Genomic DNA, 15,750 nt, shown 5'->3' with positions numbered 1-15,750 from the left:
ATTGTCGCCTTTCCGGATCGAGTTAAGCTGTGAGAAAACAGGTTAGGAAAGTGCAGATGGAAAGTCGGGAATTTAAAGACCATTTCTCCCAGCAGTCCCAAGATTATGCCTTGTTTCGCCCGCATTATCCGGACACTTTGGGGAAGATACTTGCAGAGCTAGCACCGAGTACGAAAGTAGCTTTAGATGTTGGCTGTGGCTCAGGACAGTTTTCAGAGGTTTTGGCACATTATTTTGATCAGGTGATTGCCATTGATGCGAGTAGCGAACAAATCGCACAGGCCCAACCTCATCCGAAAATTCAATATCATCAGGCCTTAGCCGAAGAAATCCCATGTGTTGACCAGAGTGTGGATCTGATTTCAGTTGCACAGGCTGCACATTGGCTGGATCTGGACAAGTTCTATGCGGAAGTTCGCCGTATTGCAAAACCCAATGCCATTCTGGCTCTTATTAGTTATGGGGTATTCAGTGTCGATGAAGAACATCTGAATCATTATTTCAGACATTTTTATGAAGTGACGATCGCGCTCTATTGGGCACCTGAACGTCGCCATGTTGATGAAGGCTACAAAAATCTGCCATTCCCATTTCATGAAATTGCTGTACAGCCGCCGGTATTACAAGTCGAGTGGAACTTTTACCAACTGATAGGCTATATGAGCACTTGGTCAGCCGTAAAAGCAGCCACTCAGGCACTCGGACATAATCCGCTGAATATACTGGCAGATGCCTTATTGCCAGAATGGGAAGATCCGGAATTGCCCCGGATAGTGAGCTGGCCCCTATCTGTACGGGTAGGGAAAGTGAATCCAGATAAAGAAAAGGATAATTAAATAAAAAGCCCAGTCTTAGCTGGGCTTTTGTAATATCGATCGAGGATCAATCACTTTATTTGTTTAATAGCATTTCCAGCACAAACTTGGAACCGATAAAACCAAGCGCCAGCAGGCCAAACCCAAGCAAGGTAAAACGAACTGCTTTCTGGCCACGCCAGCCAAATTTCCAGTGTCCAATCAGTAATGCACCATAAACCAGCCAGGACACAATACTAAAGGCAGTCTTATGGGCCAGATGCTGGGCAAAGAAATTATCGATGGTAAAGAAGCCGAAACCCAATGCCAGTGTCAGTAAAATGAAACCGGTCATCAGCATATCGAACAATAAAGATTCCATATCCTGATAGGATGGCAACAGATTCACCCAAACCCGACGTTTCTGTTTTTTCTTCAGTTCACGATCCTGAAACCGCAAAATGACGGCCTGAATCGTCGCCATCAATAACACAGCGTAAGCAGATAGGGACAAGATAATATGAATATCCAGACCTAGGGAATTCTGTGCAATGACTTTCGCTGGCTGGGTGAAACTAAAACCGAGGATCAGGCCGGTCGCAGCGACGGGAATACCAATCAGGTTTAGCGCAATAATCGGCCGATAGGTACTGTAAATGATACTCAGCAGTAGCATTAGCCCTGAAGTAAAGGAAAGTAAGGCAAATACATCATAATTCATCCCCATCGGGGTATACATGTCACCTGATAAAACCAAAGCATGGAGTACCAGTCCGACTAAAGCTGTTAAGCCGACAAACCATTGATTTGGAGTACGTTTAGTCATTAAATGAATGAACAGATACCAAAAAGAGGAGGTATAAGCGATTAATGCTAAGATCGTGTAAACCAAGGGTAGGCTAAGCATGTCAAACCTTTTTAAGGGTGATGAATATTCATTTATATAAATTCAGTGCGAACTACAGTATCCTATAGCATTCTATGCATAAATTTTCTATTTTAAGAAACAATTTTTTGCTACTGGCTATTTTAAGCGGATTTTGCAATGTTTGATACCTTAACAGAACGACTCACGCAGAGTTTAAGAAATGTTACTGGCTCAGGGCAGCTAACCGAAGACAATATTAAAGATACGTTACGTGAAGTACGTATGGCACTTCTTGAAGCCGACGTTGCGTTACCTGTAACTCGTGAATTTATCGCGAAAGTTAAGGAAGAAGCATTAGGCCAGGAAGTGATGACTCAGTTATCACCAGGGCAAGCTTTCGTCAAAATCGTTCATGACGAATTGACCAAAATGATGGGCGAGGCCAATGAAAGCCTTGACCTTGCAGCCAAACCACCGGTGGTGGTACTGCTTGCCGGTTTGCAGGGTGCGGGTAAAACCACGACTGCAGCCAAACTTGCACGCTTTCTTCAAGAACGTCAAAAGAAAAAAGTGGCTATGGTGTCTGCCGACGTTTATCGTCCGGCTGCGATCAAGCAGTTACAGACAGTGGCTGGCGAAGTTGGCGCGATTTTCCTTGAATCAAGTGCTACTGAAAAGCCAATCAGTATCGTTAATCGTGCAATTGAACAGGCAAAAATCCAGTTTGCCGATGTGTTGATTGTCGATACCGCAGGTCGTCTGCATATCGATGACGATATGATGGAAGAGATTAAAGAGCTGCATGCAGCGATTAATCCGACTGAAACCCTGTTCGTGGTTGATGCCATGACCGGTCAGGATGCGGCAAATACGGCCAAAGCATTTAATGATGCGCTTCCTTTGACGGGTGTGATCCTGACCAAAACTGATGGTGATGCGCGTGGTGGTGCAGCACTGTCTGTTCGTGCGATTACTGGCAAGCCAATCAAGTTTCTTGGTATGGGCGAAAAACTGGATGCCCTTGAACCATTCCATCCGGAACGTGTGGCACAGCGTATTCTGGGCATGGGTGACGTGCTTTCTTTAGTCGAAGAAGTTGAACGCAAAATCGACAAAGAAAAAGCCGAAAAAATGGCGAAGAAATTGCAGAAAGGCGGTAGCTTCAACTTTGAAGATATGCTGATGCAATTCGAGCAGATGAACAAGATGGGCGGCATGATGGGCTTCCTGGACAAACTTCCAGGTATGAGCAATTCTGGTATTCAAGATGCGATTGCGCAGGCGAATCCTGAAAAGCAAGTGAAGAAAATGGAAGCGATTATTCAGTCAATGACCATTAAGGAACGCCGTAACCCTGACCTGATGAATCCAAGCCGTAAAAAGCGTATTGCAGCAGGTTGCGGTATGGAAGTCTCAGAAGTCAACAAGCTGATCAAGCAGCATGCGCAAATGGCGAAGATGATGAAGAAATTTGCCAATCCGTCGGGTATGGCAAAAATGATGAAATCACTGAGCGGTCTGCAAAAACAGTTTGGTGGCGGCGGTGGTATGGGTCCACTGTTCGGCGGCAACGACAAAAAATAACTGTTTTAAGTAAGAAAGGCGCGTATAGCGCCTTTTTTATTGTCTGTATTTTCTTTTATATCTAGTTTAAACAAAACAACATTTGCTTACCCAAATTTCCAGAAAAATCAGGCAGACTCGAAAACATTCGAAATAAAATAATACAGATAAAATAATACAGAAGGATGTATATAATGACTCAAGTGATTGTGGTGCATGGCTATACCGCAAGTCCTGAAGAAAACTGGTTTCCATGGATTCAGGAAAAAGCCCAGCAGGAACATGTCAGCTTGAAAGTACTCAGACTTGACCCATCGACTACGCCAAAACTGGAGGTCTGGGAACAGCAAATGCGTGAACAGATTGACGGGATTGACGAAAACAGCATTTTTATTGCACATAGCTTGGGTTGTCTGGCTGCATTACATTATTTAAGTCGCGAATTAAAAAATCAGAGAATCAGGCAACTGGTTTTGGTGGCCGGTTTTAATGGCAGACTGGGACGTCTGGAAGAAGTTAATCCTTTCATTGACGCGGCTGAAGTGGATTTTGATTTACTGAAACGTCAGATTGATGAACGTGTGGTGATTTATTCGGAAGGTGACGATCGGGTTCAGCCTGACTTTAGCCTGGAGCAGGCGGAAAGTTTGGATGCTATCGTGGTCTGTGCCGAGCATCAAGGGCATTTTATTAATTCGCAGGGCTGTACTGAACTGCCGGAAGTCTGGCGAGTGATTCAGCCTTATCTGATTCAATCTTCCACTGAATAGGGAGGATGATGAATAGATTGGTTCAATGATGGCAGGATGAAGTTGAATAAGGAATATTGAATTTCATCCGCTAATAATTAAAAACTTAACTTTTGTCGGAGCATTTTGCTCTCAATATAATAAGTACAATGCTATGAAAAATATAACGAAGAAAGTCTATATCGTGCCTGATTATCAGGCGACCTCAAATGACCACTGGTATCCATGGTTAAGCCGGCAGATCAAAGACGCAGGGTTCGAGGCCAAACGGATCATGCTGGCCAACCCTTTTCAACCTGATCTGGAAGAATGGCAGCACAACCTGAAACTGCAGATTCCGCATCTGGATGAGCATAGTTTCATTGTTGCGCATGGCTTGGGTGGCTTAAGTGCTCTAAAGTTTCTTGAAGAACACTATAGCCGTACACAATTGAAAATTGGCGGGCTCATGTTAGTCGCAGCTTTTGATACACCACTGGTGGCTTGGTCGGAACTGAATAAAATGGTGCAGGCAGTAAAGTTAGATCTGAACAATCTATCACATGGTGCCAAACGCTTTGTAATGCTGCTTTCCAGCAATGATCCTTATGTACCTGCACCGATTTCACTGCGTTTGGGCCATAGCCTGAATGCACAGATTTTTGAAATCAAAAATGCAGGGCATTTTAACAAGCTGGATGGCTATGCAGATTTTTCAAAGTTACTCGAGCTCCTCAAACTGTGTCTGGCAAATGATCTGCAAAATGCTGCAGGCCTTTAAGTAATAAGTCTGGTTCAATCACGGGCTGAAACCGTTCGAGATGCTGGGCAAAGAGTGCAGCATCTCCACCGGTCAGGATCAGCTGTGCCGGAAAATCTTGCAGTACTTTTTCAATGGTACTGAGCAGACCGAATAAAATGCCATGATGCACGGCATCAATGGTATTGCGTCCAGGACTGAGTTCCTCGAAAGCTGCATCCGGGATTTTAATGCCTTTGGTATTCTGGATCAGGGAGTCGCGTTGTAAATACAGATTCGGCAGGATATAACCTCCGAGATGTTCTTGGCCTTGGGCTAGATCAATGGTCAGGGCAGTCCCGCAGCTGATGACACAGTAATCTTGGTCGGCTGACTTGGCAACGGCCAGCACCTGCAACCAGCGGTCAATCCCAAGCTGTGAAGGATCATCATAGCCACAGATCAAACCTGCATAGCGTGCCTGTACCGTGGCAAAAACTACAGGAATGTTCAGGCAGGTCAAAATCGATTGAATACGGACATTATTCGCTTTGTCCAGTACTGAAGAAATTCCGACCTGATGCAAGCCTAAACTCTTAAAGTGCTGAATCAAGCCAAGAAGTAAGTCGGCAGGTGATTGCAAATGCATTTCCGCGGCATGTTCAATGATCTGGTTCTGCTCCGTAATCCAGTATTTGAGCCGTGTATTGCCGATATCCAACCATAGTTTTTTCATTGAATGATGCCTGTTCAGCCGCCGTTTTTGAGACGGAGTTGCCCCTGATAAAATGTTTGTGTCCCTGCATCCGTTTCGATAATAACGGCACCATCATCCTGAATGCCGAGGAAAGTTCCGAAATATTGGCCTTGAATATCGGTAAATTCAACTGTTTGCTGGAAAAATGCGGCATATTGGTTAAACCGTGCCGGCAGATTCTGACTGCCATAATTAAACCATTCACCCGCTTGCTGAATAGCCAGATACAACTCGGCAATCAGATCCACGCGTGAAGCATGCTGTAGTCCCAATTCAGTCAGAGAAGTCACCTGCTGGTCTGGAACGCTTTCCGTGAGTGGACTGATATTGATCCCGACGCCGACCACCACCTGTTGGGTCGAAATCAGTTCAATCAGAATGCCGCCCCATTTCCCTTGCAGGCTGTACAGGTCATTGGGCCATTTTACCTGCAAGTCCAGTCCTTTTAGACTTGGCATTTGCAGGATATTTAATGCAATTTCCAGCGCCAGACGACCATCGATTGCTGTTTGTGTATGCAGCAATGTGCTTAAATAGATGTTCCCCTCAGGAGAAATCCACTGACGTTGACGCTGTCCACGTCCTTGGGTTTGCACGCGGCTACACACCAGTACCTGTTGTACCCCTTTGGTTGCCAGTTCCCGGACATCGTCATTGGTCGATGTGGTAATGGGCTTGATCAGCAGCACTTCAGGGAGTTGGCCTGCTTGACTTAAACGTTGCTGCAGTTCGCGAGTTTCTACATCCATTTGAATCTAAACGTGGTAAATGTCGTTATGGAGTTAATCATATATTTATTGATTGGTGCAATTGCAGGATTTGCCGCAGGCCTGTTTGGCGTTGGTGGTGGTCTGATTATCGTGCCAATCCTGTACATTGTTTTTACCCAGCTCCAGTACGATCCAAGCGTGATTATGCATATGGCAGTTGGAACTTCTCTGGCCACGATTATTGTGACCTCAATTAGTTCGGTGATGGCACATCATCAGAGAGGGGCAGTGTTATGGGATGTAGTGCGTAATCTGGCACCCGGCCTGGTCATTGGCTCATTCTTAGGAGCTGGAATTGCAGATTATTTATCGGGCCAAGGTCTGCAATTGCTGATTGGCTTCTTTGCAGTCTGGATTGCATTCAGAATGTTTAGAGGCGCACATTATCAGGTTGATCCGAATCAGAAATTGCCTTCAGCTGCATTACAGCTGGCAGCGGGTGGCGGCATTGGCGTGGCATCGGCCATATTCGGGATTGGTGGCGGCAGTTTGACTGTGCCTTTCCTTAATCGTTGTGGTGTCGTCATCCAGAAAGCGGTAGCCACTTCTGCTGCCTGCGGTTTGCCGATCGCGGTGGCCGGTGCCTTAGGTTTCATCTGGTTTGGTCAGAAAGCTGAAGTCGAAGTGCCAAATACGATTGGTTATATTCATATTTATGCGTTTATTGGTATTAGTGTGATGAGTTTTATTACTGCAAAATTTGGTGCAAAAGTGGCGCATTTATTATCACCAGTTCTATTAAAAAAATGTTTTGCGGCCTTGCTGACTACAGTTGGTCTGTATTTTATCTATCAAGGCTTTACTGCCTGAACTACTCATTTTTTATCAGCTAAATTTTTTGAGGAGAATAGGTCACTATTCTCCTTTTTCTTTGACTGGGTTGGCTGTATAGACACAAGATTGTCTGACAATGTCAAAGTATTTCCTGCAAAAAAGCCGTTTAATAGCTGAAAAGTCATCCAGAATGACTGCACTTGCATCAATAAAAATAAGACAGGAACAGTATGCAACAACAAGAAGCACACAGTTTGTCTGAACAGATTGCCAAGCATATCAGTGAACAGATTATCCGGGGTGAACTGGTTGAAGGCGAACGCATCCAGGAACTCAGAATTGCATCGGAGCTTGACGTCAGTCGGGGATCAGTCCGAGAAGCCTTGCTCTTGCTTGAACGTACCCAGTTGATTGAAATCTTCCCGCGTCGCGGTGCTATTGTCTCGGAAATGTCGGCCATGCAGGTTCGTGCCCTGTTTGACCTGACCTCTTTATTGCTGGGGCAGATGGTACATCGTATGGCGGAGACCTGGCGCAGTCATGAGGCAGAGCGCATTCAGCTATTATTAGAACAATTGGAAGCCGAAACCCGCCAAGGCCATACCGAAAAGTTTTATGATTTGATCTTTCAGGGAATGGCCCAGCAACAGGAGATGGTCGGTAATCTTTACCTGATGCGCTACTATCAGGAACTATTGCCATCTTTACGCCGTAGCTATTTTCTGACCCTGAATATTTCAAGACGTGAGCTACAGGAATCTTTTGAATTATTTAAACTGGTGACGGAAGCGATTTTAATTCGTAAATCCCATCAGGCGACGTTATTTATGGAAGATTTTTGTCGACACTTGCGCAACCTTGTGTTGGAATCTCTGACACGGATGAAACAAATTGAACTTGCGTGGGCCAGACGCTCACGACGTTAAATCAGGACACTATGCGTTTAAGCAGTTTAAAACTTTCAGGCTTCAAATCTTTTGCTGACAGTACCACCTTACACTTCAAGGATAACCGGACTGCAGTGGTGGGACCCAATGGTTGTGGTAAATCAAATGTGATTGATGCCATACGCTGGGTGATGGGTGAGTCCAGTGCGCGCCAACTACGTGGTGGCAGCATGCAGGATGTGATTTTTACCGGAACTGCCAAGCGTAAACCGGTGGGCATCGCTAGTGTAGAACTGCGCTTTGATAATACCTATGGCAAGCTGGGCGGTGCGTATAATGCCTATAATGAGCTGGCAGTGCGTCGTCAGGTTAACCGTGATGGCAAGTCTGAATATTTCCTGAATGGCACCAAATGCCGACGTCGTGATATTACCGATATTTTTCTGGGAACCGGTCTAGGACCGCGTTCTTATGCAATTATTGAACAGGGCATGATTAACCGTCTGGTGGATGCCAAGCCGGAAGAAATGCGAGTCTTTATTGAAGAAGCTGCCGGTGTTTCCCGTTATCAGGCACGTCGCCGCGAGACCATGCTGCATCTGGATCACACTACGCAGAACCTGTCGCGTCTGGAAGATATTGCCTCAGAGTTAAAGTCTCAGCTTAAAACCTTAAAACGCCAGTCAGAAACTGCGATTCAATATAAGGAACTGGAAGGCCAGATCCGTACCATCAAGATCGAAATCCTGTCATTTCAGTGTGAACAAAGCCAGCGTCTGCAAGAAGAGTATACTGTGCAGATGAATACACTGGGCGAGAATTTTAAGCTGGTACGTTCTGAATTGACTACTGTTGAGCATGATCTGGGAGCGACCAGTGAACTGTTCCAGCGCCTGATTCAACAGTCCACACCGCTACAAACTGAATGGCAACAGGCTGAGAAAAAGCTCAGCGAACTGAAAATGACCCTGCAGCAAAAGCAGTCCTTATTGCAGCAGAACTCGACCAGTCTGGTCAAGCTGGAAGAACAAAAAGCGCAAACCAAAGAACGTTTACAGCTGATTGAATTGCAACTGGACACCCTGCATCAACAACTCGAAGATCAGACTGCACAATTGCAGCAGCAGGAAGGTCAAAGTCAGGAACAAAACCAGGGTCTGACTGATCTGAAATCCCAGCAAGGCACAATTGCTGCCCAGTTTGCTCAGATTAAAACCCAGGTTGAGCAACAGCAACAACGTAAACAGCAAATGCTGGCGCAAAGTGAACAGCTGGCTAAAAATATTGTCCGGATTGAACAGCAAAAAGAAACCTTGCAACAGCAGGCAGCACAAATTCAGCAGCAGGCGCAGCAATATGAGCTGGAACAGTATCAGGCTGATAGAGCTGAAACTGAACAGCAAATCACTGGCTTTGAGACTCAGCTCAAAACACTGAAAACTGGGCTTGAGCAGCTACAGGCAGAACAGGCAGGTCAGCAGCAATTGCTCATACAGATGAAATCAGAAATTCAGGTGCTGCAATCAGAACGCAAAAACCTGAGCCAGTTACTGACCAAAGCCAATCCAAACGTCAAAGCGGATGCGGTGCAGTTAATGCAGGTGTTGAAGCTGAATCCACAGGCCAAAGCTCATGCCAGCCTGATTGAAAAGTTCCTGGCGAAATGGCTTTCTGCGCAAGTATTAGAAGAAACTGAGCATTTTTTAGAGAATAGTGCACGCCAGCTCAAAGCTCAGATGATACAGGATAATATTCAGATCGCTGAACTCCATTGTTTAGCAGACTGGATTGAAGCGCCTCAATATTCGCTCTGGCAACAGGTGGCCGTAGCTGAGAACTTTAAACGGGCAGTTGGTTTACAAACTCAGCTGAGAACAGGCCAGTCGATCTTAAGTCTGGATGGCTATCATGTTGGACCAGATTGGGTAATTGCCTTGGACTATGATGAAGCCAGTCAGGCGGGACAAGGGGCATTGAGTCATCGTATCCGTCTGGATGAAATTGAGCAGCAATTGACTCAGCTTGAACCGAAATTCGCAGATCTAGAGCAACAGTTACCTGAACTCACTGCTCAAGTAAAAACTTTGCAAAGCCAGATTCAAAGCATCAATGAGCAGCAGAAGCAGGCACAAGAGCAGTTACAACAGCTTGATCTGAACATTGCCAAAGTCCAAAGTGCGACACAGGCCTTTGCGGTACAAAAACAGCAACTGCAGAACCAGTTACAGCAACTGGATGAGCAGCTGGAAGAAGATGCGATGCAGAAAGATGATCTGGAAATTGATCTGCATGCACTGAATCTGAAACTGGAACAGGCACTGCCCAATTACAAGACCTTGCAATTCCAGCTAGAAGAACTTAATGCCCAGCTGGAAGACTCACAGCAAGTCACCCAACAGGCGCAGCAGGAATTGGAATTACTGCGCCGTCAAACGGTACAAAGTCAGCAGCAGGCTGAATTGCTGGAAAAAGACCAGTTGTTTTTAAAAGAGCAGTATCAGCAGATTATTGCGCAAATAGAACAGGCCAAAAAGTTTGTCGATCCGGTACAGCTGGAATTGCCTGCTTTACAGAGCCAGTTTAATGAACAAGCTCTGATTACGGAAAAACTGCAAAAGACCTGGGCAGACTGGCAGATCGAGCTGAATCAGATCCAGAGCAAGCAGCAGCACCTGACTGAGCAGCGCCACACTTTCCAGCAGCAAGATGAACAATTGCGTACTGAACTGGAAGCCAAACGTCTGGCTTGGCAAGCTGCCAAATCTGATTTACAGCATTATTCAGAGCAGCTGAAAGAGTTGAATAGTGAAGTAATTTCAGGGCTGAATATTGATGTAAAAGTACATCAGGCCAAACTGGAAAAAGCACAGGCTCAATTCGATAAACTGGGTGCAGTGAATCTGGCAGCTTCTGAAGAGTATGAAGAAGTTTCGAAACGCTATGATGAACTCAACCATCAGATTCAGGATCTGGAAAATACCGTTGAACAGCTGCAGGCAGCAATGAAAAGTATTGATCAGGAAACCCGTAAGCTGTTTATGAATACCTTCGATCAGGTCAATGCCGAGCTACAAAACCTGTTCCCGAAAGTATTTGAGGGCGGTGAAGCGAGTTTAAGTCTTGAAGATGGATGGCAATCGGGTGTAAAACTGATGGCTCGCCCACCGGGCAAGCGCAACAGCTCACTGGCATTGCTTTCTGGTGGTGAAAAGGCTTTAACCGCATTAGCACTGGTCTTTGCAATTTTCCGCCTAAATCCGGCACCATTCTGTGTATTGGATGAAGTGGATGCACCGCTGGACGATGCCAATGTGGGGCGTTTTTGTAAGTTAGTCAAAGAGCTTTCTGAACAAGTGCAATTTATTTATATTACCCATAACAAACTTGCAATGATGATGGCGACTGATCTTTTAGGTGTAACCATGCCTGAACCGGGAACCTCAAAATTAGTGACAGTAAATTTGGAACAGGCAAAAGAATACGGCTTAGCTGCGGAGGTATAACATGGAAATCACCACAATTATCGGGATTGTTATTGCAATTGTGATTATGCTATTCGGCATAAGACTGATCTTGAAAAAACCTGCGGAGGCTGTACCGTCACTGGATGCGGATCTGCATATTGATCCTGACAGCCAGACTCCGGTTATTCCAAGGCATGTACGATCTCAACTGTCTAAAACAGAAAGTCCGGCAGCTGCACGTGTGGAACCGAGTCTGAATGAAGAAGTGGTAAACAATATTGCACCTGCGGAAGAACAACAAGAAGCAGCCAAAGTAGAGCCAACTTTGACTGAAACCGCCCAGCCCGAAACCAAAGCAGCAAGTTCACTCGATACACCGGTGGTTGCAGAGGAAGCAGAACCGGAAGTAACCAAAGCTGAAGAAACCACAACATCTGCTGAACAAGAAAATAAGCCTGAAACAGTAGAAGTAGCAGAAACAGAAAAAGAGCCTAAAGCAGCTGAATTTAGCCTGAATAGCAATATCGAGAAAGCTGAAATTTCTGACTTCAATGATGAAAGTAGTATTCTGGATGCACATCTACATGAGCAAAAAATTGTGGATGAAGAATGTTCGCTGGCTAATGCTGAAACGATTATTTCTTTGCATGTTTATCCACAGGGCCGTGCTCTTTCAGGTGAAAAAACCTTAAAAGTTTTATTGAAATATGGCCTGCGTTATGGTGAGCTGGCATGTTTCCATCGTTATAGTGAAGATGGCTCGAAACTGCTATTTTCAGTATTGCGTATGGCAGATACCGGTATGGAAGGTTTTGACTTAGAAACTCTGTCGACTGAAGAAGTCAAAGGTTTGGCATTCTTCCTGGCTTTACCGCATAGTGATGTACAGAATGCCTTCGATACCATGGACAGCATTTCACGTCTGATTGCGCGTGAAGTGGATGGTCTGGTTTATGATCAGAACCAGCAGGAAATGACCCCACAATTACGTGAATTCTGGCGTCATCAGGCGATTGATTATCGTGCTGGACAGACTGCAGAAGTTTAATATTCCAATATTGAATCTGCAGAATCCGATTTTTATAATAGCGAAAAGCTGAATATTGTATAGGGCGGATTTTCCGCCCTTTTTTATGGTGAAATTATGACCCAAGATGCCACTGTCATTGCGCAAATGCGTCAATTGATTCAACTGATTGCCAAGCATAATCATGCTTATTATGTGATGGATCGACCTACGATTGAAGACAGTGAATATGATCAGCTCTTTCATCAGCTCAAAGCTTTAGAAGAACAATATCCACATTTACAACAGCCAGACACACCGACAGTTAAAGTAGGCGGTCAGGCACTTTCCAAATTTCTGACCGTAACGCATGCGGTGCCAATGCTGTCTTTAGGCAACGTGTTCAATCAGGATGATCTGTTTGCTTTCGCACGCCGTATTGAAGAGCGTTTACCCAATCAAAAGATTGAATACGATGTTGAGCTGAAATTTGACGGTCTGGCAATTTCCCTCTGGTATGAACATGGCGTACTGGTTCGTGGTGTCACTCGTGGTGATGGGGAAACTGGCGAAGATATTACCCAGAATGTCAAAACCATTCGTAACCTGCCGAAATTTCTGTCTCCAGTGAATGGCGTGATTCCAGAATTACTGGAAGTGCGAGGCGAAGTGCTGATGCCGAAATCCGGCTTTGAACGTCTGAATGCGGCCAATGCAGCGAAAGGCGAAAAAACTTTTGCCAATCCACGTAACGCTGCGGCCGGCAGTTTACGCCAGCTTGATCCGAATATTGCAGCTTCTAGACCTTTGGCTTTCTATGCTTATGGAATTGCCCAGTGTGTACCACATCATGGTCAAACCACAATGTCAGGCAGTTTGGAATGGCTACAGCAATTTGGCTTTGCTGTTGGTGAGCGGCATTTTATCTGCAGTAGCATCCAGGAAGTGCAAAAAGTTTACGAGCAAATCATTGAAGAACGTTCAAAGCTTAGTGTCGAAATCGATGGTATGGTCATTAAGGTCAATGACCTGAAACAGCAACAAAAACTGGGTTTCTTGAGCCGTGAACCACGTTGGGCAACCGCTTATAAATTCCCGGCAGTGGCGGCATTGACCACCGTTGAAAATATTGACTGGCAAGTGGGCCGTACCGGAACGTTGACCCCTGTGGCACGTTTAAATCCGGTTGCCGTGGGCGGTGTGACGGTTTCCAATGTGACCCTGCATAATATTGGTGAAATTCACCGTCTGGATGTAAGGATCGGGGATACGGTCAGCGTTTACCGTAGTGGTGACGTGATTCCTAAAGTTGAAAAAGTCTGGCCAGAATTTCGTCCTGCCGATGCTGTAGAAGTGTATTTACCTGAGAACTGTCCGGTGTGTGGTTCTCCAGTCGTCATGCCGGAAGGTGAAGCACTGGCACGTTGTTCAGGTGAACTGTATTGTGCGGCGCAGCGCATCGAAACCATCCGTCACTTTGTTTCACGTAAGGCTATGGATATCGAAGGTCTGGGCGATCGCTGGGTGGAGTCACTGTTACATCTCAATCTTTTAAAAGATGTCTCGGATATTTATCACTTGCATGAGCATCGTGAGCAATTACTGCAAATCGAAAAAATGGGTGAAAAGTCCGTTCAAAATCTCATTGATTCGATTGAGAACAGCAAGAAAACTACATTGGCAGCGTTTATTTATGCGCTCGGGATTCGTAGCGTAGGTGAAACGACAGCACGTATGCTGGCCAATACTTTCCAGACTCTCGACGCTTTACGTAGTGCTGATGTAGACGCTTTAAAGAAAACACCGGATGTTGGTGATATTACCGCAGAGTGGATTGTTGATTTCTTCCAGGCACCGCATAACCTGGAAGTATTGGATCGCTTGTTGGCTGCCGGTATTCATTGGGATGCACCAATTGCACCAACGCGCCAACCACTGAATGGTGAAAGTTGGGTAGTGACTGGAACTTTAAGTTCTATGGGACGTGATGAAGCAACACAACTGTTGCAAGCCTTAGGTGCACGGGTCAGTGGCAGTGTATCGAGTAAAACCAAATGTGTGGTGGCGGGTGAAAAAGCGGGTTCTAAGCTCGATAAAGCAGAAAAACTCGGTGTGCCCGTGATCAATGAAGCGCAATTTATTGCTTTGATGAAAGAGCATGGGCAAATCGAAGAATAATCAGTTCTAAACAATGACTCAAATAAAAAAGACACCCAGGATGATGAATCTTAAGGTGTCTTTTTTATTGCTAATTCAAAACTATAGGTGAATGAGAGGGGAGGATAGACAAATACAAGGACGGGTTCGGCAATGTAAGTTGAATTCACGTACAATATCGATTCATTTGCAGGTATAGATCCTGCCTGATTGATTCTATTCTCCCGTTGATGATTGGCATACACATGGCGCAAGCAAAGAAATCTTTTCCGCAACAAAAATCGCAATTACATGCACGAAATCTGCATCGCAGTCGTTATGATTTTCCTGAGCTTATCAAGACTTGTCCGGAACTTGCGCCTTTTGTCAGCCCGAATCAATATAACGATCTTTCAGTCAACTTTTCTGATCCTCAAGCTGTGAAAATGCTCAATAAAGCATTGCTCAAGCATTTTTACGGCATTCAATATTGGGATATTCCTCAAGATTATCTTTGCCCACCGATTCCAGGTCGAGCCGACTATATTCACTATTTGGCGGACTTGTTAAGTGATAATAATAAAGGTCAGATTCCAACAGGACACGCCGTTCACGTATTAGATATTGGGGTAGGGGCGAACTGTATTTATCCGATCATTGGGCATCGTAGTTATGGTTGGAAATTTGTTGGCTCAGACATTCATTCGGCATCGGTGAAAAGTGCACAATTTATTGTGGAGGCAAATCCGAATCTCAGGAAGGGGATTCAGATTCGATTGCAAAAGACACCGAGCAATATTTTCAAAGGGGTGATTAAACCTTCAGATCGTTTTGATTTGACCCTGTGTAACCCACCATTTCATGCTTCGCAAGATGAAGCAAATGCCACAGCAACGCAAAAATTACGCAAACTTGGCAAACCGGTTGATCGGTCTAAAGTGGTGTTAAACTTTGGTGGACAAAAGAACGAGCTGTGGTGTGACGGTGGAGAAGAACGCTTTGTTTGCCAGATGGTACAAGAGAGCACACAGTTTGCTGAGCAATGTCTTTGGTTTAGTACACTGGTTTCTAAGAAAACCACATTGCCTATGCTGTTAAATACCTTGCGTAAGTGCGGTGCAGTGGATGTAAAAACCATTAAAATGACCCAGGGGCAAAAAGAGAGTCGTTTTGTAGCTTGGACTTTTCTAGATGTAAAGCAACAGCAAGCGTGGAAAAATGCGCGTTGGACTTCTGCTTAAGTAGATTTTTAAGCAGTCGTCAT

The 15,750-nt window shown here is 45.1% G+C and carries 13 protein-coding genes; 10 read left to right on the top strand and 3 right to left on the bottom strand.

Features of this window, described 5'->3' with window-relative positions:
* The first annotated feature begins 56 nt into the window (after positions 1-56).
* Positions 57-836 carry a class I SAM-dependent methyltransferase gene (locus tag B3143_RS10680; protein ID WP_286740462.1) on the top strand — a complete coding sequence of 260 codons (780 nt, stop codon included), beginning with the start codon at positions 57-59 and terminating at the stop codon, positions 834-836.
* Between the two features lie 55 nt (positions 837-891).
* Here B3143_RS10680 and B3143_RS10675 read toward each other — a convergent pair whose 3' ends face one another.
* The gene (locus B3143_RS10675) at positions 892-1,701 is read right to left on the bottom strand and encodes a cytochrome C assembly family protein (protein WP_004783358.1); all 810 of its coding nucleotides are present in this window, start codon (positions 1,699-1,701) and stop codon (positions 892-894) included.
* 138 nt (positions 1,702-1,839) lie between these two features.
* On the opposite strand from B3143_RS10675, the gene ffh reads away from it, so the two are divergent.
* The 3 genes from ffh to B3143_RS10660 all read left to right on the top strand — a co-directional run bounded on the left by ffh (position 1,840) and on the right by B3143_RS10660 (position 4,734).
* Positions 1,840-3,246, top strand: a complete 1,407-nt coding sequence (gene ffh / locus B3143_RS10670; protein ID WP_104426567.1) for a signal recognition particle protein — start codon at positions 1,840-1,842, stop codon at positions 3,244-3,246.
* Positions 3,247-3,419: 173 nt separating this feature from the next.
* Complete coding sequence (locus tag B3143_RS10665) at positions 3,420-3,995, top strand: RBBP9/YdeN family alpha/beta hydrolase (RefSeq protein WP_175966780.1); 576 nt, start codon at positions 3,420-3,422, stop codon at positions 3,993-3,995.
* Between the two features lie 133 nt (positions 3,996-4,128).
* Positions 4,129-4,734: an RBBP9/YdeN family alpha/beta hydrolase gene (locus B3143_RS10660; protein ID WP_180012869.1), complete on the top strand. Its 606-nt coding sequence runs from the start codon at positions 4,129-4,131 to the stop codon at positions 4,732-4,734.
* Here B3143_RS10660 and B3143_RS10655 read toward each other — a convergent pair.
* Complete coding sequence (locus B3143_RS10655) at positions 4,688-5,428, bottom strand: type III pantothenate kinase (protein ID WP_286740456.1); 741 nt, start codon at positions 5,426-5,428, stop codon at positions 4,688-4,690. The genes B3143_RS10660 and B3143_RS10655 overlap by 47 nt on opposite strands.
* A gap of 14 nt (positions 5,429-5,442) precedes the next feature.
* Positions 5,443-6,198 carry a biotin--[acetyl-CoA-carboxylase] ligase gene (locus B3143_RS10650; RefSeq protein ID WP_286740455.1) on the bottom strand — a complete coding sequence of 252 codons (756 nt, stop codon included), beginning with the start codon at positions 6,196-6,198 and terminating at the stop codon, positions 5,443-5,445.
* A 27-nt stretch (positions 6,199-6,225) separates the two neighbouring features.
* Between B3143_RS10650 and B3143_RS10645 the strand changes: the two genes are divergently transcribed.
* The 6 genes from B3143_RS10645 (at position 6,226) to rlmF (ending at position 15,727) form a co-directional block, all read left to right on the top strand.
* The gene (locus B3143_RS10645) at positions 6,226-7,029 is read left to right on the top strand and encodes a sulfite exporter TauE/SafE family protein (RefSeq protein ID WP_004783347.1); all 804 of its coding nucleotides are present in this window, start codon (positions 6,226-6,228) and stop codon (positions 7,027-7,029) included.
* A 194-nt stretch (positions 7,030-7,223) separates the two neighbouring features.
* On the top strand, positions 7,224-7,919 hold the full coding sequence (locus B3143_RS10640; RefSeq protein WP_005234246.1) for a GntR family transcriptional regulator: 696 nt from the start codon (positions 7,224-7,226) through the stop codon (positions 7,917-7,919).
* Between the two features lie 11 nt (positions 7,920-7,930).
* Positions 7,931-11,383, top strand: a complete 3,453-nt coding sequence (smc, locus tag B3143_RS10635) for a chromosome segregation protein SMC (protein WP_175966787.1) — start codon at positions 7,931-7,933, stop codon at positions 11,381-11,383.
* A 1-nt stretch (position 11,384) separates the two neighbouring features.
* Positions 11,385-12,392, top strand: coding sequence for a cell division protein ZipA C-terminal FtsZ-binding domain-containing protein (locus tag B3143_RS10630; RefSeq protein ID WP_104426560.1), 1,008 nt, complete (start codon positions 11,385-11,387; stop codon positions 12,390-12,392).
* Between the two features lie 96 nt (positions 12,393-12,488).
* On the top strand, positions 12,489-14,528 hold the full coding sequence (ligA, locus tag B3143_RS10625; RefSeq protein ID WP_286740452.1) for an NAD-dependent DNA ligase LigA: 2,040 nt from the start codon (positions 12,489-12,491) through the stop codon (positions 14,526-14,528).
* Between the two features lie 224 nt (positions 14,529-14,752).
* Positions 14,753-15,727: a 23S rRNA (adenine(1618)-N(6))-methyltransferase RlmF gene (gene rlmF / locus B3143_RS10620; RefSeq protein WP_104426558.1), complete on the top strand. Its 975-nt coding sequence runs from the start codon at positions 14,753-14,755 to the stop codon at positions 15,725-15,727.
* Positions 15,728-15,750: the final 23 nt, after the last annotated feature.

The organism is Acinetobacter sp. UBA1496 (assembly GCF_002324975.1).
In the GTDB taxonomy this organism is placed as follows: domain Bacteria; phylum Pseudomonadota; class Gammaproteobacteria; order Pseudomonadales; family Moraxellaceae; genus Acinetobacter; species Acinetobacter variabilis.
This window is presented reverse-complemented; position numbering and strand designations above follow the sequence as displayed.

What these genes read in the sequence shown, in the direction of transcription:
- ligA (WP_286740452.1), top strand. Translation starts at nt 12,489, where the DNA reads ATGACCCAAGATGCCACTGTCATTGCGCAAATGCGTCAATTGATTCAA.
- B3143_RS10640 (WP_005234246.1), top strand. Translation starts at nt 7,224, where the DNA reads ATGCAACAACAAGAAGCACACAGTTTGTCTGAACAGATTGCCAAGCAT.
- B3143_RS10675 (WP_004783358.1), bottom strand. Translation starts at nt 1,701, where the DNA reads ATGCTTAGCCTACCCTTGGTTTACACGATCTTAGCATTAATCGCTTAT.
- rlmF (WP_104426558.1), top strand. Translation starts at nt 14,753, where the DNA reads ATGGCGCAAGCAAAGAAATCTTTTCCGCAACAAAAATCGCAATTACAT.
- B3143_RS10655 (WP_286740456.1), bottom strand. Translation starts at nt 5,428, where the DNA reads ATGAAAAAACTATGGTTGGATATCGGCAATACACGGCTCAAATACTGG.
- B3143_RS10650 (WP_286740455.1), bottom strand. Translation starts at nt 6,198, where the DNA reads ATGGATGTAGAAACTCGCGAACTGCAGCAACGTTTAAGTCAAGCAGGC.
- smc (WP_175966787.1), top strand. Translation starts at nt 7,931, where the DNA reads ATGCGTTTAAGCAGTTTAAAACTTTCAGGCTTCAAATCTTTTGCTGAC.
- B3143_RS10645 (WP_004783347.1), top strand. Translation starts at nt 6,226, where the DNA reads ATGGAGTTAATCATATATTTATTGATTGGTGCAATTGCAGGATTTGCC.
- B3143_RS10665 (WP_175966780.1), top strand. Translation starts at nt 3,420, where the DNA reads ATGACTCAAGTGATTGTGGTGCATGGCTATACCGCAAGTCCTGAAGAA.
- B3143_RS10630 (WP_104426560.1), top strand. Translation starts at nt 11,385, where the DNA reads ATGGAAATCACCACAATTATCGGGATTGTTATTGCAATTGTGATTATG.
- ffh (WP_104426567.1), top strand. Translation starts at nt 1,840, where the DNA reads ATGTTTGATACCTTAACAGAACGACTCACGCAGAGTTTAAGAAATGTT.
- B3143_RS10660 (WP_180012869.1), top strand. Translation starts at nt 4,129, where the DNA reads ATGAAAAATATAACGAAGAAAGTCTATATCGTGCCTGATTATCAGGCG.
- B3143_RS10680 (WP_286740462.1), top strand. Translation starts at nt 57, where the DNA reads ATGGAAAGTCGGGAATTTAAAGACCATTTCTCCCAGCAGTCCCAAGAT.